Raw genomic sequence first — 19,402 nt, 5'->3', positions numbered from 1 at the left:
GGGATCGTGCCCTGGCCTTCCATGGCCTCGGCCGCCAGGGTCTCGATCTCCAGCATGATGCGGAATTTGTTCTCCGGCTCCCAGATGGCGGCCATCTCGGGGCGGGTGTAACGCGGGATCATGGGTTGCATGCTCGAAACGACGAATGAGCCGCTAGACCTACCATGAAAAGCGATTGAGCGCACAACGGCCCGGTCGCCTTAAAGGTGGCTGACATGGAAGCCCGTTTTGCTAGGCTTGAAACGGCAGATCTTAGGGAGGCCGCCATGTCGGAAAAGCTCGCGTCAAAGCGTCACGTGTTCAACATCAAGGACGCGCCGTGGCGGGTTTACACTCTGCAGGGCAAGCCCCAGAAGGACTGCCATTGGGCCAATCTGAGCTATGACGACAAGTCGGGCGAGGGTTGCTTCTTGTTCCGGTTCGGCGCCGGAGCCCACTCAATCCCGCACGAGCACCTGGGTTTCGAGGAGTTTTACGTGCTCGAGGGCGAGATCGAGGACAACGACGGCTACGTCTACCATCCCGGCGACTTCGTGTCGCTGGACCCGGGATCGCGACATAGCTCCCATTCAGACGATGGCGCCATCGTCGCGGTGTTCGTCCGCGGCGGGTTCCGCACTCTCGAATGGGCCAAACTGGACGACTGACGACGGGCTCGAGAATGCGTTCAATCGACGCGTGAGGTGTTGTTAAAGAATACCGTTATATCAAAACGTTGTTCCTATTATCTAATGTGTTAAATTGATTCCCGATTCCGACTAATGTTCACGTCACAGCGCCATCGGCGGTGGCGAAATCGTGAAGCGGCTTTAGGTTTCATCCGTCCTGGGCGTTCCCATAATCAACGTCGGATCGGGATTGTTTGGATCTCGCGAAGGGTTCTTTCGATGCAACGACGTGACGTTTTGCTGGCTGCCGCGGGAGCCAGTCTGCTGGCGTTCGCCGGGCGCGCTCATGCCGCGCCGGGTTCCGAGTTGATCGACGACCATTGGCTGGCCGAGGGTGGGGCGGATGCTGGCGCGCTCGACCATGTTGCCTGGCACCAGTGGCTGCTGCGATATGTCGTGGAGTCGGCCGACGGTGTGAACCGGGTGCGCTATGGCGACGTGACGCGAGAGGATCGCGATAGCCTCAGGCGCTACATCGACGACATGGCCGCCGTTGACGTTACCGCCTACGTCCGCGCCGAGCAGATGGCTTACTGGGTCAATCTCTATAACGCGCTGACGGTTGACGTGATTTTGTCGGAGTACCCGGTATCGAGCATCCGCGACATCAACGACGGTCTCTTCTCGTTTGGCCCCTGGGGTCGCGATGTCATTACCGTCGAGGGCCGGACGTTGACGCTGGATGACATTGAGCACGGGATCCTGCGCCCGATTTGGCGCGATCCGCGCATTCACTACGTCGTCAACTGCGCATCGATCGGTTGCCCCAACCTCGCCAAGGCTGCCTATTGGGGTAACGGCATCGATTCTCGCCTGACCCAGGCGGCATACAGCTATGTCAACGATCCCAGAGGGGCCGAAGTCAGCACCAGCGGACGCCTTGTCGTCTCCAGCCTTTATCTCTGGTTCGAAGAGGACTTCGGGGGCAGTGAATCCGGGGTCATCGACCATCTCACGACCTATGCGACGAATTTGTTGCGAACGTCGCTCTCTGGCGTCAGCGACATCCACGACGACCGCTACGACTGGTCTCTGAACGACGCCACGGGAATGCCGGCACAAGATCCCGGCTACAAAGGCAGCGGGAGTAAGGGCTTGGGGACCGTCGACAGTTCTGAGGCCGAGACGTCCGCCTCGGGTGGCGCTGTGAGCGGTGCGCGGCTCGGTAGCTCGCATAAGGTCATAGTCGCGGAACCGGTCGATCCCTGAGCGTGCTGGAAGTCCGGCCGGATGGTGGGTGGTCGGCGGTTGCCTGCTCGCCGGTTGTCTGACGTTGCGCCTCCTGTCGGCGCGTTTTGCCTGGCACCTCGACGTCGCATGGCCGGACATCGCGATCACCGTCGCCTTGATGATGGCGATGGGCGGGATCTACATGCTTCTGCCGCTCCTCATAAGGGGGACGCAGGCGCCGGTGTCGCGCTTGTTGTGGCTGATCGTCACCGCCGGCCTCGTCATGCGCCTCCTGTTCCTGGGCTCGGCGCCTATCATGGAGGACGATCACTACCGTTATCTCTGGGATGGCGCGGTCGCGGCCGAGGGCATCAACCCGTTTCGCTATGCGCCCCTGCAGGCGGCCGAGAATGCTGGCTTGGCGGTTCATGCGCTGGCCGGGCCCGCGGGCGAGGTGCTCGAGCGGGTCAACTATCCGCATCTGCGCACGGTCTATCCGGCCCTTGCACAGGCGGGATTTGCCTTGGCGCACGTCGTCGCGCCCTTTGACCTCGACGGTTGGCGCCTCGTCGTCCTTGTTGCTGAACTTATCGGGCTCGCTCTCCTGCTCCAGGCACTCGCGAGACTCGATCTGTCGCCTTTGTGGGCCGCGCTCTACTGGTGGAACCCTCTGATCGTGAAGGAGCTGGCCAACAGCGCCCACATGGATGGGCTGTTGGTGCCCTTGCTGGCCGGCGCGATCTGGGCGGTCACGCGTTACCGGCACACCGCCGCATCGGTGCTGATGGGCTTGGCGGCGGGTGTCAAGTTGTGGCCGGTGCTGTTGCTGCCCGTCGTCTTGCGGCCGCTGCTCACCGACCCCAAGCGGCTTGTGGTCGCCTTGTTGTTGCTGGCTGCCATCGGCGCTCTCCTGGTCTGGCCCGTCGCACAGGCTGGCCTGCCGCCCAGTTCCGGCTTCGTTGCCTATGGCCAGACCTGGCAGATGAACGATGCGGCGTTCTCCGTGGTTCAGGGTGTCGCCGAGTGGTTCTGGCCAGCCGACGATGCGCGGCTGGCGGCGCGATTGGCGGTCGTTGCCGCACTTTTCGCTTTGCTTGTCGTGCTTATCGCGCGTCCGGCCGACGATAGTCACCAAACCCTGCGGCGGCTTCTGATCTTGAGTGCCGGACTTTTCCTCCTCAGTCCGACCGGCTTTCCTTGGTACGCCGTCTGGTTCGTGCCGTTCCTGGTTGTCGTCCCGGTCACGCCCTTGCTCCTGCTGACCGCGTTGCTGCCGCTCTACTATCTGCGTTTCGCTTTTGCCCGCCATGGGTTGGAGAGTGTCTTCGACCACTATGTCGTGTGGCTGGAGTTCGGGCCCGTTTGGCTGTGGCTAGGCCTTATCGGCTGGCGACGCCGGAGGAACGCGTGATGCGGAACCGACGGAAGGTCGCTGTGATCATTCCGGCGCTCAACGAAGCCGCGACCATCGGCGAGGTCGTCACGCGGACGCCGTCCTGGGTCGACCACATCGTTGTTGTCGATAACGGCTCACATGACGAGACGGTGGCGCGCGCCAAGGATGCGGGAGCGACCGTCGTCGCGGAAAGTCAGCGCGGCTACGGTGCGGCCTGCCTGCGCGGTCTTGCGAGCACGCCGGACGCTGACATTTATGTCTTCGTCGATGCCGACCTCTCCGACGATCCCAGCGGTATGGCAGACTTGGTCGACCCGATAACTGATGAAGGCATCGACCTTGTCATCGGCGCCAGGTCGTCGGCCGAACCGGGCGCGCTGACCTTCGTGCAGCGTTTCGGCAATTGGCTGGCCTGCTGCCTGATGTCGGCGTTCTGGCGATGCAGCTTCACCGATCTCGGGCCGTTTCGCGCAATCAGCGCGCCAGCGCTCCGTCGACTCGGTATGCGTGACAGGACCTGGGGCTGGACCGTCGAAATGCAGGTCAAGGCGGTGCGCCATCGCCTGGTCACGCGGGAAGTGCCGGTCGCCTATCGCCGGCGCGCCGCCGGCCGCTCCAAGATCTCCGGAACGATTGTTGGGTCCGTCAGGGCGGGATCGAAGATCCTCTTTGTCATCCTCTCACAGGTCTTCGCACCAAGATCGACCGTCAGGTAAGCAGCAGACGCGCCTCGCCGAGACCCTCGATCGCGCAGGTCGTCTCCTCGCCGCGGCCGATCGGCGTCGCGATGACGACGCTGCCGGTCAAGACGATGTCGCCCTTCCTGAGGTGTTTGCCGCGCCCGGCAAGATGGTCGGCAAGCCAGGCCAGCGCTGCGAACGGATGGCCCATGACGTCGCTGCCTTTGCCGCGCCCTCTGAATTCGCCGCCCACGTGGGTCGTGCCGGTCATCGCCGCCAGGTCCAGCCTTTGCCAGTCGGTCCGTTCCGCGCCCAGAACCACCGCCTTCTGGAAGAAGTCGTCGGCGATGAACTCGGCGACTGTCCGTTCGGACCGGTCTTGATAGCGGTCCTCGGCGATCTCCATCGCGGCCATGACGGTATCGACATAAGGCGCCACGGTGTCGCGGTCGTAGCCGCTGCCGCTGGCTGGCACATCGGCGCCAAGCCGCACGGCGATCTCGCATTCGGCCAGGGGCGACGTGAATTGGTCGAAGGACGCCGTCAGGGGCGAGGGGTGAATGTCGGCTGCCAAAACGCCGCCGACGCAGGGGCTCGCTATGCCCAACATCTCCTGCATCACCGGTGTCGTGCAGCCGATCTTCCAACCGCCCAGGTCTTGGCCTGCGTCGGCCCGTTTGGCGTGAACGCCGTCCTGGATGGCGTAGGCGTCATCGGTATTGGCGGGTCGCCAGGTGTCTGGCCAGTGACCCATCAGCCGGTTGGCTTCGCGGTCGGCGATAAGCTGGACCGCCGCCGCTTCCACCTGCTCGGGATTCATCATCGCATTCCCCATCAATCGTGCTTCGCCCAACCTGTCAACTTCGCTAGCATGCGCGCCGACCCCTGTCTCGCGCCGATTGGTCCGCGCTCCGCTGTTCAGTAAGAGGATCCCCCAAAAGATGAAGAACCCCCAGGACGTCAAGCTTGGCGACGGCACGCCCGGCGGTTGGCTGAAAGATACGGAACCGCAGATCGACATGAAACGCATGCGCGGCTATCGCTTGCAGCGTACCCGCGATCAGTTGGCGCGGCTCGACCTGGACGGCGTGGTGCTCTACGACCCCGTCAACGTGCGTTACGCGACGGGTACGCGGAACATGTCGATCCATTGCATGCATACGCCGTCGCGCTTTGTCTTTGTGCCGGCGTCCGGTCCTGTCACGCTGTTCGAGTACCGCACGGCCCAGCATCTGGTGCACGGCATCGAGACCATTGACGAACTGCGGCCCGCAGTCTCGTGGAACTACTTCTCCGCCGGTCCCAATCGCGAAGCACGCGCCCAGAAGTGGGCTTGCGAGTTGGCCGACGTCATCCGCGAAACCTGTGGCAAGGATGCCAAGCGCATTGGCTTCGATCACGTCGACCCGCTGGGGACCGACCTCATGCGCATGGAAGGGTTTGACGTGTTGGACGGCCAGGAGCCACTGGAGTTCGCGCGTGCTGTCAAGTCCGACGACGAGATGGCGGCGATGAAGGTCTCGATCGCCGTATGCGAAGCCGCGATGTTCGAGATGCAAGAGGCGATGCGTCCGGGCATGACGGAAAACCAACTCTGGGCGATCCTGCACGAGGTCAACATCGCTAATGGCGGCGAGTGGATCGAGACGCGTTTGTTGGCCTCGGGCAGCCGGACCAATCCGTGGATGCAGGAATGCGGCGACAAGCTGATCCGGCCGGGCGAGCTGGTCGCCTTTGACACGGATCTTGTCGGACCGCTCGGCTATTGCGCGGATATCAGCCGTACCTGGTTCTGCGGCCCCGGCAAGCCGAGCGACGAACAGAAGCGGCTCTACACAATCGCCCACGAGCAGGTCGAGCATAACCTGTCACAGGTGAAGGCCGGCATGACGTTCAAGGAGATGAGCGAGAAGGGACTGCAGTTGACCGACGAGTTCGTCGCCAACCGCTATGTCTCGATGGCCCATGGCGTCGGCCTTGCCGACGAGTATCCGGTGATCGCCTATCCCCAGGATTTCGGTGGCACCGCCGGCTATGACGGTCTGATCGAAGAGAACATGTGCCTGTGTTTCGAGAGCTATGTCGGCGCTGACGGCGGTCCCGAAGGCGTCAAACTGGAGCAGCAAGTGCGCGTCACCAAGGACGGCTGCGAGGTTCTATCGAGCTATCCTTACGAAGACGAGCTGCTGAACTAGGTGGCGATGTGTTTATGCACATCCGGTGCCGGCCCACTCCCCCGCCTCCGGGGCAAAACGCCGAGAGGCGTTTTCGCCGAGGCCACCCATGGCAGCATCCTCGGGGTGGCCGGGCGGGGGAGCGGGCTGGCGATGCCGACTAACTCTAAAATGACGTCTTCAGTGTCTGTTCGCGTTCGAAGCGTTCGATGGCGAGTTGGATCAAGCGGTCGATCAGGTCGGCATAGGAGATGCCGCTGGCTCCCCAAAGTTGCGGATACATGCTGATCTTGGTGAAGCCGGGGATGGTGTTGATCTCATTGACGATCAGCTGACCGTCTTTTCTCCAGAAGCAATCGACGCGCGCCATGCCTTCACAAGCGAGCGCTTGAAAGGCGCGAACGGCAAGGGCGCGCATCGCGTCACTGACCGCTTCGGGTATGTCGGCCGGTATCGCCAGTGCGGCGCCTTCCTCATCGATGTACTTGGCATCATAAGAGTAAAAGTCGTGGGTCGGGATGATCTCGCCGACGACAGAGACGACGGGATCGTGATTGCCCAGGACGGAGCACTCGAGTTCGCGTCCTTCGACAAACTCCTCGATCAGGATCTTGGTATCGTAGCCAAAGGCGTCTTGAACCGCGTGTTCAAACGTTGCCTCGTCCTTGACCTTGTGGACGCCGACGGATGAGCCGAGATTGGCCGGTTTGACGAAGAAGGGCAGGCCGACCTCGCCGACAATTGTCTGAAAGTCCAGAGCGTCGTGGTGGCGGAACACCAGAAACTTGGCGATCGGAATGTCGGCGTCGCGCATCAGGCGCTTCATGACATCCTTGTCCATGCCAACAGCCGAGCCCAGGATGCCGGCGCCGACGAAGGGCACGCCCGCGAGTTTCAACAGGCCCTGCACGGTACCGTCCTCGCCGAACGGCCCATGAAGGATCGGGAATACGACATCGAGTGAGGCGTGCGTCTCGCCGACGGTCAGGTTGGTCAGGTCGCCACCGCTTTGCGGGACGAGCGCGACGCTCGCTTCGTTCTCGCGATTCAACTTGATCAGCTTTGGATCGCTGTCGTTGATGAGGTAGCGCGACTGGTCGGGCAGCAGCCAGCGGCCGGACTTGTCGATACCGATCAGCGCCACGTGATACTTGGTCTTATCGATGGCGTCGGCGACGTTCTTGGCCGATTGAAGCGAGACTTCGTGTTCCGCCGACTTGCCGCCGAAGAGAATACCGACCCTGATTCTTCGTTTTGCCATGGGGGTTTATACCACCGCTCCCGTCAAAGACTATCCCGCACGGTGCGCCCTGATGAAAGCTATGCCGCGCGATTGTGTCGGTAAAGCGGCATGCTCAGATACTTCATCCCGCTATCGCACATGACGGTCACGACCGTGGCGTCAGGTCCAAGATGGCGACCGAGATCGATTGCCGCGGCAACATTGGCGCCGGTCGAGGTGCCGGCAAACAAGGCCTCGGTCCGGGCCAATCGGCGCGCCATGGCCATGGCATCAGCTGTCGAGACGGTGGTGATGTGGTCGACCAACGCTGGACGCCACAAAGCCGGTACGAAGCCGGGACCGACGCCCTCAATCTTGTGAACTCCTGGGGGGCCGCCTGAGAGAACCGCCGACTCCTCGGCTTCGACCGCGACCAGCAGGATGTCCGGTTTGTGGCTGCGCAGCGCTTCGCCGTTGCCGCGCAGCGAGGCGCTCGTTCCCGTGCTTTGAACAAATGCATCGATCCGGCCCCCTGTCTGATCCCAAATTTCGTCGCCCATGACGTGATAGGCGGGCAGTTGTCCGGCGTTGTTGAGCTGGTCGGTCCAATAGGCGCCCGTGCGGTTGGCGATTTCGCGTGCCGCGTCGATCATGGCGCGGGTCAGTGCCTCGTTCATGCCGCCGGCATCGCTGCGAATAATGGTCAGCTCCGCGCCAAGGGCCGCCATGTGATCGCGCTTTTCGCCGCTGAAGGCGTCAGAGGTCACGATATCGAGCGGATAGCCGCGCGCCGCACAGATCAGGGCGAGTGATACGCCGGTGCTGCCGCCGGTGTACTCAACCAGCCTGCTACCAGGCCGCAATCGCCCAGCACGCTCGCCGGCCTCGATCATGGCCAGCGCCATGCGGTCCTTCATGCTGCCCGTCGGGTTTTCGCATTCGATCTTGAGCAGAATGCGCGCGCAGTCTTCGGGAACAATGCGCGTCAGTTCCAGCATCGACGTGTTGCCGATGCACCGCAGCACCGGTGCTGCGTTTCGTCCAGGCCGGTTAGGCGGACGAGCGTGCGATGTGGTTGTCATGGTGTCTCGCTATTGCATGTATCTACAATTAATGTATATACATATAGCTATGACACGCCGAAAACAACCCGCCCGCAAGACTCTGGTGACCGACGCGCGTGCAGTGACGGAGACCTGCGCGGGCACAAACATGCGGCTCGCCGCGCGCCGCATCACCCGCTTCCTGGAAACACGCATGCAGGGGGCAGGTCTAAGCCTTGCGCAGTTCGCCTTGATGAGCCATATCGCGGCGGCCCGGGACGACACCATCGCTGCCTTGGCCGATCGCATGGAGCTCGACCAGTCGACGCTGTCGCGCAACCTGCGCGGCCTCGAGAAGGCCGGGCTCGTCGAGCTTGTCCTGGTCGAGAGGGATCTGCGCCGTCGTGCGGTCTGGCTGACCGAGAAGGGCGCCCGCCAGCTTGAAGCCGCCATGCCGGCATGGCGAACGGCCCACGAAGCGTTGTCAGAAGTCGTCAGCCCGCAGGCGATGGCTGGTCTGGTGGCCAGTACCGCTGTGCTCGCCGAACTGGAGGACGGAAAGGTGGCCGTCAATCAGTGACGGCACTGTGACAGGCATCGCCGGGCTTGCTCGCCGGGTCCACCTCGCTGACGGCTAACCCGATTAATGCCACCAAACGCTTGCGATTCTGCTAGCGTCTCCGAGGAACCGCGAGCCGCAGAGAATGCAGGGATGGTCGACGAAAGCCTCAGAAAACAGTCTCAAGCCGTCGCCGACAAGCAGGCGATCCACGACGTGATCATGCGCTTTTCCCGCGGCCTCGATCGGCTCGACGAGGCGTTGCTAAAGTCGTGCTTTCATGCCGACAGCCACGACGACCACGGCCACTTCAAGGGCAGCGGTCACGAATTCGCTGCCTTTATCGTCAAGTCGCTTCGGGACCGGACCCATCATACGACCCATGCCGTCGCCAACGTGCTGATCGAACTCGACGACGACAACCCCGATGCCGCGCGATCTGAGGCCTACGTGATTGCCTATCTACGCGGTACCGACGACGACGGCCGGGAGACGCTGAGTGTCTTCTCAGGCCGTTATGTCGACCGCTTCGCACGGCGCGACGGCGAGTGGCGCATCGCCAAGCGTGTCGTCGTCCACGACTGGTCAGCCGCCACGACGCTCGATGCGAACAGTTTTCCCATTCCATCAGATATGTTCACCCAAGGCCGTCGCGACACAGACGATCTCGTCTACGAGACCTAACAGATTGAGCCCGGAAACCATCAGGACACATGGCCGCCACCCAAGCTGATCATTCGACGAGGGCACCGCGCGGGCACTCATGGCCGATGACGGCATTGCGCCACCTGGAGACCTTGGATCCCGGTGGTGTTCGCCTCTATCGCGGCGTCCAGCTTGTCGTTGCGGTCGCGCTTGCTGCTGTGGTGGGTCAGGTGGTCCAGGACCAACTCGACGCGCCGAGCGAGCCGCCCATGGCACTCAATGCCGCTGTCATCACACTAAAGGCCATGCTGTTCACGCTGCCGGGAACCCGGCGCGCGGAGGTCATTTCGGCGCTGCGGCTCTCGGCCATTATGCTCGGGGTCTACGCCTCGGCGATTGTCGTGGGATGGGGTGATCTGGGATTGGGTCCGTTGCCCGCCCAGATTACCTGGGTCGGCTTTATCGCCGCCGGGTTCTACCTGCGCCGCTACGGTGGCGCCGGCACACGGTGCGGTCTGGTCCTGGCCATAAGCTTCATGTTTGTCGTCGTCTTCGAACCGACGCGGCAGGAGGCGCTGTGGTGGCCGCTTGCCGTGGCGATCGGTTGCGCTTGTGCCGTCCTCTTTTATCTGGTCGCTTGGCGGCCATCGCCCAGTCGCGCGTTCCAACGCCTCCATACCCGACTGATGGCCGAGATTGCGCAGGCCTTACGCAACTGCGTGGCCACGCACACAGACGGTTTCAAGCGTGCGCCGGCTACAGACATCAGGGAACTGTGGTTCGCCATGGCCAGAGCCAGCGACGTCGCAACGGCGGCCGCACCGTCAGACGGCCACTATCTGGCAAACCTTGTGGCGAGCGGACTGCGCATGGTGCTTGCGCTGGATGTCGTGATCGAACAGACCAACAAGAGTCCGCGCGCAGTGTTGGGCGAGGCGGCAATCCGTCAATCGCTGGAGGAGACGGCGGATAGCCTCGCAACCGGCGCCGACGACACTGCGGTGGTTGCAGCACAAGAAGCGCGGCTCAGGCAGACGCGTCTTGATGTGCTGTCGCGATCCGATCTTGAAGACGCACAGAAGCTGCAGCAGGTGCGCATCCTGACCGCCTTGATCCGGCTGATGGTGAGTCTTGGCAAGTCCAACGTCGTCGCCGAGAACCAACCTGCCCAGAGCGGTGCAACGTTGTCGCCCGGCACCGAAGACATGAGCAAAGCGCGACGCCTTGCGGTTCGGCTTACCGTGCAGGCCAGTATCTCAGCGGCTCTCGTCGTAGCGGTGGGTACGGTGTTCGGTCTCGACCAGACCTTCTGGGCCATGCTGACCATCATCGTCTTGATTAGCGCCAGCTGGGGCGCGACCGCGCATCGCTTCTTTCAGCGTGTGCCCGGCGTCCTGCTGGGCGTTCTCGTGGCGATTGGCCTGCAGTGGCTGGTGGGTGCGGATCCGCTCCTGCAAGGTATCTTGATCGCCCTGGCGTTTGCACCGGTGTTCGCCTTGATGGACCGCCACTTCGGGATCGCCAGCTTCCTGATCGGCTTCGCCCTGGCGACCGGCGTCAGCCTGGTGAAGGGTGACACGCTCATTCAGATGCTCGCCCTTGGTTATGAGACAGCCATCGGCGGCGCCATCGGTGTTGTCGTCGCCAAGCTCTTGCTCCCGATTCCCTCGGTCGATCGCCTAAGGCCGCTGTTAGAGCGCCTGATGAACGACGGCAGCCAGCTGGTTCGTCTGGCGATCGCCGGTGAAGGCCACAGCGAACCGGCCGCGGCCACGCTCGAACGTGACGTGATGGCTTTGGCGGATGGTCTGAACGATATCGGTTCCGAGCGCTTACTCACCCGCGCGGGCGGGCCGGGAACGCGCGATCTGCAGGCCCACGCAAACGCCTTGGCGACATATCTGCCTCTGTTCTCGGAGGATGTGGCCAATCTGGCCGGCCTCGGTCTTGCCGAGGCGTATCGCTCTCCTTTGGTCTACACGGCGACCCGCTTGTCAGCCGCCCTCGATTCGTTTCCAGATGCCGCAGCACACGACCTCGACACCGGCATCAAAGAGGAGTGGGAGGAATCGATCCCGCTCGACGGAACGTTGCCAGTGCAGCAGTCGGTGAAGCTCGTCGAGGCGCTCTTCTATGCGCGCCGGTGTTTTGAGACGCTGGCCGCGATGCAGCACATCCTCGTCGCGTTCTTCCCGCAACAATCGCGGCAGCGGCCCTAGTCCAGTTCGTCAGCGATCGTCTTCGATTACCGCGTAGACGTCGATTTCCATATCCATGTAGGCGCGTGCCAGGCCGGTCACGATGACTTCGCTGGTGGCGACATGAATGCCCTTCAAGTGCTTACCCAGGACCTGCATGACCGGTTCCAGGTGCGCACGGTCGGTAACCCAGACCTTGATCTTGCAGATGTCGGTCAGCCTGGCGCCGCCGTCCGCCAGCAGAACTTTGACGTTCGCCATGGCCTGTTCGGTCTGCGCGGCGGGATCGCCCAGGCCGTGAAACTCGCCGTCGAAGTCATGGCCGGTCTGGCCGCGCATGTGCAGTACGTTGCCGGTCTTGACCAGCATGCACAGCTGCGAGTTCAGCTTCTGCGTGCCGCGATACCACTGGTTCGTCTCGAATTTGCGAAATCGTTCGTGGACGGTCATCGATTGCCCATGACACGGTCAGACAGGTTCGCCGCTTTCTTGACCGCGCGCTTGGGTCCATCGAAGTCGAAGGTCATGTATTCGGCGTTCAGATGTGCGAAGGGTGGCGACTGCGCGAACAGCGCGAAGGTCAGGCGGTGGCCGGCGTGGTCGGAGTTGACGAGGTCGCGCGCGAACGCCAGCAGCTTACGTCTGTCTTCGGCGTCCCAGCGGTCGTTGACGGTATAGTACTTATCCATCCACGGCTTCGTTTCGACACCTTCGAAGGTCTCGGAGTCCGGCGTGATGCAAATCTGTCCGCCGGTCAGTTCGCGGGCCAGGTGCATCATGTTGGGCAGGCCGGAACAGGCGTGGATGCGCCCGGCATAGATCATCGACTGATGCGGCATCATGAGCCCGCCGTCCGACGGCTCGGCGAGCTCGATCGAGGCCAGCACATGGGCTCGGATACCCTCGCGCCAGGCGCTCAGCTGGGCGAGCTTCTCGCGCACCGCCGGTTGTTTGTCGAGGCCGGTCTGTTCGGCATTGAACTTGGCCGCGCCGATCAGAAGGTCGGCGATGTGCAAGATGCGGATCACAAAGGGCAGGGAGCTATAGCGGTGCAGCATGCTGCGGATAAAGCCCGCCGCCCGCGTGTGCTGGTAGAAGAAGACGTCTTCCCAGGGAATCAGGACGTCGTCGAACACCAGAAGCGTGTCGATCTCGTCGAACTTGCTGGCGCTGGGGTAATCGGCCGGGTTCTTGCCGGCTGCCAGGCTGGACCGGCAGATGTGTTTCAAGCCGGGCGCGCCCATGGGGCACATGAAACCGAGTGCATAGTCCGACATCTTGGCATCGCCCCAATTGGCGATGGTCGGCTTGACGAAGGCTTGGTGCGCATAGGCCGCCGCTGTCTCGTACTTCGCGCCGCGCACGACGATGCCCGCGTCGGTCTCCTTGACCGCATGCAACAGCATGTCGGGGTCCTGTTCCTGGGGCGGGCGGGAGCGGTCGCCCTTCGGATCGGTGTTGCCGGAAACGGTGAACAGGTCCTTGCGGTGGGCGTCGTCGATGTGGCGCTCGATGTTCGCGGTGAAGCGCGGGTCGACGTCGTGCAGCACGTCCTTGCCGTCAAGCAGCGACCACACTGCGCCGATCGTCTCGTCTCCCAGGCGATAGACAACGCCGCCGATATCCTCCATGACCGCGTCGACCCACCGCCACTTGGCGTGCAGATCTTCTTTGGTGTGGGGCGGCGTCCATGAAACAGAACAGTCTTCGCCGTCTGCCGCGGGCTGCACCATGACGTCGCGATGTTCGTCCTGGTGAGCCATGTCGTAGACATGCGCGCGCACATCGACCATCGGTTTGAAGGCCGGATGTTTGGTGACATCGTCGACCCGCTCGCCGTCAATCCAAACCTGACGGCCGTCGCGGATTGAATCGATGTAGTCACGGCCGGTCATCAACATGGCGGGGGCTCCAAGGTTAGAGAGGTGCTCTGCGGCGGTCGCAGCCTAGGCTTGCTGACCGTGCGAGATCAATACTGGCGTTCGGTCTTGACGCGGTTCTTCAAGGGACGGCCATCAAGGAACCGCGCGAGGTTGGCGAAAAACATGTCGAGTGTCTTCGGGATGTAGTTCTCGACGTCGTCGGACGAGCAGTGCGGCGTCAAGATCAGGTTCGGCGTCGTCCACAGTCGCGACGAGCGGGGCAGCGGTTCGGGGTCGAAGACGTCGAGCACGGCGCCGGACAGATGCTCCGATTCCAGATGATCGGCTAGGGCATCATAGTCGACGATCCTGGCGCGTCCCATGTTGATGAGGCCGGCACCGGGCTTCATGCGCGCCAACCGTTGTCGGCTCAACATGTTCTCGGTCTCCGCGGTCAGTGGCGCCGTCACCACGACCACGTCGGCCTTTGGCAGAATCCGATCCAGTTCCCGCGGTGTGACGACCGTATCGGCGTAGCGGTGCGGTTTTCCGTGGCGTGTCACGCCGATCACGGTCATGCCGAGCCGTTGTTTCAGCCAGCGCGCGGACGCACCGCCCATACCGCCCAGGCCGATGACAACCACAGTCTTGCCTTCGGCCGTCGTCGTGAACTTCTTGTTCCACCGTCGTTGACGTTGTTGTGTCGCCAGAAACGGGATGCCGTGGGTCAGCATCAAGACGGCGGTGCCGACAAATTCGCTTGCCTTGTCACCGTGGACACCGCTGTTGTTCACCAGCGCCAGGTCGCGCGGCACCCAGTCGAATGGCTGCAGGTGTTCAGTGCCGGCGCCGGTCAGCTGAATCATTTTGAGGCGCGGCGCACGGGCGCGGAAGTCATCGCGGGGAAAGCGCCAGCCGATCATGACGTCGGCCTTGGCGATGCCCTCGTCGAACCGATCGAGCTCCCAGCTCCAGTCGAAGGTAACGCGGCGCGACAGTTCCGGGTGACGCCGGCGCGCGGCGCGCACACGCGCCTCGGTGACCCAAAAGGTCTCCGGCTGTGACGAGAGGGCGGCGACGTGAACGCGGAGTTTCTTCATGTCTCCCAGCTCGCTCAGCTATCCGAGAACTCGGTCGAGAACCCAGTTGTCGATGGTGTGGACCAATGGCTCCATGTAGGAGAACCGGCCGGGTTTGACGAAGGGCGAGGTGATGCCGATCTGCTGGAGATCGGAGATCTCGTTGTCTTCGATGATCGACTTGTTCCAGCGTTCGTAATAGTTGTTCACGAGTTCGTCGAAGTCGTCGCGCGCGACCGTCTGCGTCGGAAAACACGAACCGACGATGAGTTTGGTGCGTCCCGCGCTGATCGGGTGCAGCTCCAGCCACCACATGCAGTCATAGGTCAGCCCGAACATGGTCGAGGGATTAATCAGGACATAGTACGTGCCCTGGGCGGCCAGCCCTTCCAAGTCGGGGATATAGGGGAAGCCTTTGGCGCCGGGCAGCAGCGCGCGGCTGCCTTCGTGGCGGGTGAACAGGCCGCAGTATTCGCCGCCAGTGGGGATCGGCGGGTTATGATCGCGTTTCTGTTTCTGGATCGTCTGCTGGTGCACGGTTGGGACGTGATAGGATTCCATCGCGTTCTCAACATAGATCTTCCAGTTGCAGGCGAGGTCGTACTCGACACGGCGCGTCGTTGCCATGTCGTCGAGCTTGTAGCTCTCGAGCACCTCCGGCAGATCACCCAGCCATGCCGACAAGGGGTCGGCATCGTGGTCGAAATTCAGGAACAGGAAGCCCGCCCAGGTCTCCAGCCGAAGCTCGACAAGGCCGAAGTTCTTGCGATCGAAGCCATCAGTCTCATCCATTTCCATGGCGCCGATCAGCCGGCCGTCCAGGGCATAGGTCCAGCTGTGATAGGGGCACGACATGACCGTGCAATTGCCTTCGCCCTGCATCACCTTGGCGCCGCGATGGCGGCATGAGTTGGCGAAGGCGCGCACGCTGCCGTCACGGTCGCGAACGATGACGACGGGCACGCCGACAAACTCGAAGGCGGCGTAGTCACCGGGATTGGGCACGCGGTCCTCGCGCCCGATGAAGTTCCAGACCTTCAAGAAGATCGTCTCGACCTCCCGGCGGTAGAAGGCTTCGGACGTGTAGCAATCCGGCGGCAGCGTATCGGCCTCGAGCAACGGGCGTCGCACCGCCTCATACCGGGCGGGATCAAAAAGGTTCGTCATCTCGTTCATGCCCGTTGCTCCTCCTCCTTTTTGCGCCGCGTGACAAAGGCCACCAGTTCGTCGGCGATGGCCGGGTCAAGCGGCGGCGGTTCGAACGCATCCAGCAGATCTTTGTAGATGGCGTTCGCGCGCTCCGTGGCGTCTTTCGAGCCAGTTTCCTCCCAGGTCTCAAAGTTGCGCCAGTCCGAGACCATGGGATCGTAGAACGCGGTGGCGTAGCGTTCCAGGGTGTGCGCGGCGCCGAAGTAATGACCACCGGGCTGCACCTCGGCGATGGCGTCAAAGGCGAGCGAACCGTCGTCGATCTCCATGGGCTGCAGAAATTCCGACATCATCTGCAGCATTTCGGCATCCAGCACGGCCTTTTCAAAGGACGCCGTCAGGCCGCCTTCCAACCAACCGGCGCCGTGGTGCAACAGGTTGGCGTGGCCCATGACCGCGCCCCAGATCGACATTTCGGACTCGTAGGTCGCCTGGGCATCGACCGCGTTCGACGCGTTGGTGTTGCTGGAGCGATAGGGCAGGTTGTAGCGCCGGGCCAACTGGCCGCCGACCATGCAGGCCTGCGTGTATTCCGGCGTGCCGAAAGCCGGCGCGCCCGATTTCATGTCGACATTGGAGGTGAAACCGCCATAGAGGCAGCGCGCGCCCGGTGTCACGACCTGGGCGAAGGCGATACCGGCCAGCGCCTCGGCATTCTGCTGCACCAGCGCACCGGGAATGGTCGCCGGGCTCATGGCGCCGGAGAGCGTGAAGGGTGTCAATGACACCGCCTGGCCATTCTCGACCGCCTCCATCAGGCCGTCTAGCATGGGGCCGTCGATGCGGCGTGGCGAGTTCACGTTGATGGTGGTGAAGATGCCCGGTTCTGCCGCGATCTCGTCGCGTGTCATGCCGCGCGCGATGGAAAGCATGTCGAGGGCATCGGTAACACGTTGGCGTCCCAGTCCCGTGGCATGCCAGACCTTGTCCGACAGGGTCAGGATCGCGAAGACGCAATCGAGGTGACGGGTTTCCGCATCCAGATCGATCGGCGCGACCGGCACGCCGCCGCACAGATGCAGCGCGTTCAGACTTTGCATCAGGCGGATGAAGTTCTGGAAGTCGTGGAAGTTGCCTGGCCGTCGTCCGCCGTCCAGATCGGACGCGTTGGGCGGGCCGCCGACGGAATTGAAGTTGATGTGTTTGCCGCCGAAGTGCACGTGCCGTTCGGGATTGCGCGGCGTCAGCGTGAACTCCGATGGCGCCTTGGCAACCAGCTCCATGATCAGGCCGCGATCGAACTTCACAAGCTGGCTCGCCATGTCGACATCGGCACCGGCGGCTTTCAGTTTCTCCAGCGCTGTCTCGGACAGAAACTCGACGCCGAGTTCTTCGAGCACGCGCAGCGACGTCTGATGGATCGCCTCGATGTGATCGGCCGACAATATCTCGACCGGCTGATAGGGGTTCTCCAGACGCCGCCACGGCAGCTGTGTGACCTTGGGTCCGCTCGGGCGGCGGCCGCGCCTGGATTCGCTGCGGCGTGACATCACGCAATCTCCTCGTTCAAGACGACGCGTTCGCGCCGATAGCGCAGGCTGTCGTTGGTCTGTGATTGGAATTCGCGGGCAAAGCGGTGACCCGCGTAAACGGCATCGACAATCAGGCCGGGCGCCAGGCAATCCCCGATGGCGGTAAGTGTCTCAATGCCGCCGTTCGTCTCCGCGCCCCGGGCCTTCAACGATTGATAGAGGTCATCGACCGGAACACGCGATGTTGCCAGAACCAGTGTCGCGCATGGTGTTGTCGTGACGGTACCGGGTCCAAGGTGGGTGGCCGTGACCGTGTTGCCGTCGAAAGCCGAAAGCTTGTGCTGGACCATGGGCTTGATGCCGGCCTCATAGAGGCGCGGCACGAGCAGGTGGTGCTCGTCGGTCCATTGCGTCCAGACGCTGGGCTCGGGCGCGGGCGTCATCAACGTCACGTCGTGGCCTTCGCCGGCGAGGCTCTCTGCAAGCGCGCCGGCCATGTAGTAGTGATCGTCGTCGTAGATCACGACAGGTCCTTGGATCTCGGCACCGGCCAGAACATCGTCCGGGGTCAGGACGGTTGCGTCCTCAGGAAAGTCCAACGGTTCGACATGGGTGCGTCCGGTGCCGTCACGGTGCCAGTTGCAGCCGGTCGCGACCACGACGTGCGGGAAGCCGAACCCCAGGACATCGTCTGGTGTTAGCTTGCTGTCGCGATAGATCTCGACATGCGCCATGGCCTCCAACTGTCCGATGCGCCAATCGGTCACGCGTTTCCAGGCCGCCAGGCCGGGCAGGCGGGCAACGCGATCGACGTGCCCGCCCAGGTGCTTACCGGCTTCGGCGAGCGTCACCGCGTAGCCTCGCGCACCAAGGGCACGCGTGGCCTCCAGACCGGCTGGACCAGCACCGACGACCAACACGTGGTCGTCCGACACGGAGGGATTCATGCTCTCCGGGTGCCAGCCGCTGCGCCACTCCTCGCCCATGGTTGGGTTCTGGGTGCAGCGGATAGGCACGCAGCCCTTGAACGTCGCGCGGCAGATGTTGCAACCGATGCACTCGCGGATGTCATCCAATCGCCCTTCCTCGACCTTTCTGGGCAGGAACGGATCGGCGATTGACGGGCGGGCCGCGCCGATCATGTCGAGCACACCGCGCTTGATCTGCGAAACCATGGTGTCGGGGCTGGTGAAACGGCCAACGCCGACGACGGGCCGTGTCGTCAGCGGCTTCACGACCGAGGCGTGGACCTCCTGGAAGCCCTCCTCGAAGAAGCGTGAGCTGCCGCTGTCGGTTCTATAGTCCGCGACGTTGACGTCCCAGAGATCAGGCAGGTCGGCAAGTAAGGCGACAACATCCCTGCCTTCATCGGCGCTGGTCAGGCCGGGCTCGCCGACCAGTTCGTCGAGGGAAAAGCGCACGACGACAGCGCACGTGTCGCCGATCGCATCCTTGGTCTCCTCGATCATTTCGCGGAACAGGCGGACGCGGTTTTCCAAGCTGCCGCCGTATTCGTCGCTGCGTTTGTTGAAGCGGCGGCTGATGAACTGGGCCGGCAGATAGGCGTGACCGGCATAGACATAGACGATGTCAAAACCCGCACGCTGTGCGCGCCGGGCTGCATCGACCTGCCAACGGCGCAGGTCTTTGATGTCCGTCTTGTCCATGGTCCGCGCGTGTAGCGGATTGAGATAGCCGATCGGCCGGCCCGACGGCGCCATCGGCACGTCGCGCGTCATCTTGACCGGTGAGTAGAGACCGCCATGCCAAAGCTGCGTTCCCGCGAGCGCGCCATGCTCATGAATGGCGTCGGCGGTGACGGCCATGGTGCGGACGTCGTCCTCGTCCCACAGGCTGCACGTGGGGAAGGGCGCGTCGTCGGCGGTCGGGTGGATCGAGGTGTATTCCGTACACACCACGCCCCAGCCGCCCTCGGCCTTGACGCCACGCATGGCGGCCAGCGTCTGCGGCAGGTTGTACCCCATACCGGTACAGTGGGGCACTTGATAGAAACGGTTCTTGGCC

Annotated in this window: 17 protein-coding genes; 8 read left to right on the top strand and 9 right to left on the bottom strand. The window is 62.9% G+C overall.

Translation table 11 applies throughout. From position 1 onward, the window contains the following. Positions 1–266 precede the first annotated feature (266 nt). The 4 genes from AAF563_23400 to AAF563_23385 all read left to right on the top strand — a co-directional run bounded on the left by AAF563_23400 (position 267) and on the right by AAF563_23385 (position 3,950). The gene (locus AAF563_23400) at positions 267–647 is read left to right on the top strand and encodes a cupin domain-containing protein (protein MEM7124245.1); all 381 of its coding nucleotides are present in this window, start codon (positions 267–269) and stop codon (positions 645–647) included. Between the two features lie 240 nt (positions 648–887). Beyond that, positions 888–1,877: a DUF547 domain-containing protein gene (locus AAF563_23395; protein MEM7124244.1), complete on the top strand. Its 990-nt coding sequence runs from the start codon at positions 888–890 to the stop codon at positions 1,875–1,877. A gap of 28 nt (positions 1,878–1,905) precedes the next feature. Then, positions 1,906–3,249, top strand: a complete 1,344-nt coding sequence (locus tag AAF563_23390) for a hypothetical protein (protein ID MEM7124243.1) — start codon at positions 1,906–1,908, stop codon at positions 3,247–3,249. Next, positions 3,249–3,950, top strand: coding sequence for a glycosyltransferase family 2 protein (locus AAF563_23385; protein MEM7124242.1), 702 nt, complete (start codon positions 3,249–3,251; stop codon positions 3,948–3,950). The genes AAF563_23390 and AAF563_23385 overlap by 1 nt, the downstream gene beginning before the upstream one ends. On the opposite strand, the gene AAF563_23380 is transcribed toward AAF563_23385, so the two are convergent. Further along, positions 3,943–4,737 (bottom strand): fumarylacetoacetate hydrolase family protein, encoded by a 795-nt coding sequence (locus AAF563_23380; GenBank protein ID MEM7124241.1) that lies wholly within the window; start codon positions 4,735–4,737, stop codon positions 3,943–3,945. The two genes, AAF563_23385 and AAF563_23380, sit on opposite strands and share 8 nt — an antisense overlap. A 118-nt stretch (positions 4,738–4,855) precedes the next feature. Between AAF563_23380 and AAF563_23375 the strand changes: the two genes are divergently transcribed. Further along, complete coding sequence (locus tag AAF563_23375) at positions 4,856–6,109, top strand: Xaa-Pro peptidase family protein (GenBank protein ID MEM7124240.1); 1,254 nt, start codon at positions 4,856–4,858, stop codon at positions 6,107–6,109. 145 nt (positions 6,110–6,254) lie between these two features. Here AAF563_23375 and ddlA read toward each other — a convergent pair whose 3' ends face one another. Together ddlA and AAF563_23365 are read right to left on the bottom strand one after the other, a co-directional pair. Next, positions 6,255–7,349: a D-alanine--D-alanine ligase gene (gene ddlA / locus AAF563_23370; GenBank protein ID MEM7124239.1), complete on the bottom strand. Its 1,095-nt coding sequence runs from the start codon at positions 7,347–7,349 to the stop codon at positions 6,255–6,257. 59 nt (positions 7,350–7,408) lie between these two features. After that, positions 7,409–8,392: a cysteine synthase family protein gene (locus AAF563_23365; protein MEM7124238.1), complete on the bottom strand. Its 984-nt coding sequence runs from the start codon at positions 8,390–8,392 to the stop codon at positions 7,409–7,411. A gap of 85 nt (positions 8,393–8,477) precedes the next feature. On the opposite strand from AAF563_23365, the gene AAF563_23360 reads away from it, so the two are divergent. The 3 genes from AAF563_23360 (at position 8,478) to AAF563_23350 (ending at position 11,776) form a co-directional block, all read left to right on the top strand. Further along, complete coding sequence (locus tag AAF563_23360) at positions 8,478–8,933, top strand: MarR family winged helix-turn-helix transcriptional regulator (protein MEM7124237.1); 456 nt, start codon at positions 8,478–8,480, stop codon at positions 8,931–8,933. A gap of 132 nt (positions 8,934–9,065) precedes the next feature. Beyond that, complete coding sequence (locus AAF563_23355) at positions 9,066–9,596, top strand: nuclear transport factor 2 family protein (GenBank protein ID MEM7124236.1); 531 nt, start codon at positions 9,066–9,068, stop codon at positions 9,594–9,596. Positions 9,597–9,682: 86 nt separating this feature from the next. Then, complete coding sequence (locus AAF563_23350) at positions 9,683–11,776, top strand: FUSC family protein (GenBank protein MEM7124235.1); 2,094 nt, start codon at positions 9,683–9,685, stop codon at positions 11,774–11,776. A gap of 9 nt (positions 11,777–11,785) precedes the next feature. On the opposite strand, the gene AAF563_23345 is transcribed toward AAF563_23350, so the two are convergent. The 6 genes from AAF563_23345 to AAF563_23320 all read right to left on the bottom strand — a co-directional run. Beyond that, the gene (locus AAF563_23345; GenBank protein MEM7124234.1) at positions 11,786–12,205 is read right to left on the bottom strand and encodes a RidA family protein; all 420 of its coding nucleotides are present in this window, start codon (positions 12,203–12,205) and stop codon (positions 11,786–11,788) included. Then, the gene (locus tag AAF563_23340) at positions 12,202–13,656 is read right to left on the bottom strand and encodes a 4-hydroxyphenylacetate 3-hydroxylase family protein (protein MEM7124233.1); all 1,455 of its coding nucleotides are present in this window, start codon (positions 13,654–13,656) and stop codon (positions 12,202–12,204) included. The genes AAF563_23345 and AAF563_23340 overlap by 4 nt, the downstream gene beginning before the upstream one ends. A 68-nt stretch (positions 13,657–13,724) precedes the next feature. Continuing rightward, positions 13,725–14,717, bottom strand: coding sequence for a D-2-hydroxyacid dehydrogenase (locus tag AAF563_23335; protein ID MEM7124232.1), 993 nt, complete (start codon positions 14,715–14,717; stop codon positions 13,725–13,727). Positions 14,718–14,735: 18 nt separating this feature from the next. Next, entirely contained in the window at positions 14,736–15,872 is a 1,137-nt protein-coding gene (locus AAF563_23330; protein ID MEM7124231.1) for an aromatic ring-hydroxylating dioxygenase subunit alpha, read from the bottom strand. Beyond that, complete coding sequence (locus tag AAF563_23325; protein ID MEM7124230.1) at positions 15,869–17,395, bottom strand: trimethylamine methyltransferase family protein; 1,527 nt, start codon at positions 17,393–17,395, stop codon at positions 15,869–15,871. The genes AAF563_23330 and AAF563_23325 overlap by 4 nt, the downstream gene beginning before the upstream one ends. Then, a partial coding sequence (locus AAF563_23320; GenBank protein ID MEM7124229.1) for an NAD(P)-binding protein occupies positions 17,395–19,402 on the bottom strand: 2,008 nt, incomplete at its 5' end. The genes AAF563_23320 and AAF563_23325, both read right to left, overlap by 1 nt.

The sequence above is a fragment of the Pseudomonadota bacterium genome, assembly GCA_039028155.1.
In the GTDB taxonomy this organism is placed as follows: domain Bacteria; phylum Pseudomonadota; class Alphaproteobacteria; order SP197; family SP197; genus JANQGO01.
Note: the sequence above shows the minus strand (reverse complement) of the source record. Positions and strands in the feature narration are given on the sequence as shown.

Coding starts and splice junctions, on each gene's coding strand:
- AAF563_23400 (MEM7124245.1), top strand. CDS start 267: ATGTCGGAAAAGCTCGCGTCAAAGCGTCACGTGTTCAACATCAAGGAC.
- AAF563_23395 (MEM7124244.1), top strand. CDS start 888: ATGCAACGACGTGACGTTTTGCTGGCTGCCGCGGGAGCCAGTCTGCTG.
- AAF563_23385 (MEM7124242.1), top strand. CDS start 3,249: ATGCGGAACCGACGGAAGGTCGCTGTGATCATTCCGGCGCTCAACGAA.
- AAF563_23380 (MEM7124241.1), bottom strand. CDS start 4,737: ATGATGAATCCCGAGCAGGTGGAAGCGGCGGCGGTCCAGCTTATCGCC.
- AAF563_23375 (MEM7124240.1), top strand. CDS start 4,856: ATGAAGAACCCCCAGGACGTCAAGCTTGGCGACGGCACGCCCGGCGGT.
- ddlA (MEM7124239.1), bottom strand. CDS start 7,349: ATGGCAAAACGAAGAATCAGGGTCGGTATTCTCTTCGGCGGCAAGTCG.
- AAF563_23365 (MEM7124238.1), bottom strand. CDS start 8,392: ATGACAACCACATCGCACGCTCGTCCGCCTAACCGGCCTGGACGAAAC.
- AAF563_23355 (MEM7124236.1), top strand. CDS start 9,066: ATGGTCGACGAAAGCCTCAGAAAACAGTCTCAAGCCGTCGCCGACAAG.
- AAF563_23350 (MEM7124235.1), top strand. CDS start 9,683: ATGACGGCATTGCGCCACCTGGAGACCTTGGATCCCGGTGGTGTTCGC.
- AAF563_23345 (MEM7124234.1), bottom strand. CDS start 12,205: ATGACCGTCCACGAACGATTTCGCAAATTCGAGACGAACCAGTGGTAT.
- AAF563_23340 (MEM7124233.1), bottom strand. CDS start 13,656: ATGTTGATGACCGGCCGTGACTACATCGATTCAATCCGCGACGGCCGT.
- AAF563_23335 (MEM7124232.1), bottom strand. CDS start 14,717: ATGAAGAAACTCCGCGTTCACGTCGCCGCCCTCTCGTCACAGCCGGAG.
- AAF563_23330 (MEM7124231.1), bottom strand. CDS start 15,872: ATGAACGAGATGACGAACCTTTTTGATCCCGCCCGGTATGAGGCGGTG.
- AAF563_23325 (MEM7124230.1), bottom strand. CDS start 17,395: ATGTCACGCCGCAGCGAATCCAGGCGCGGCCGCCGCCCGAGCGGACCC.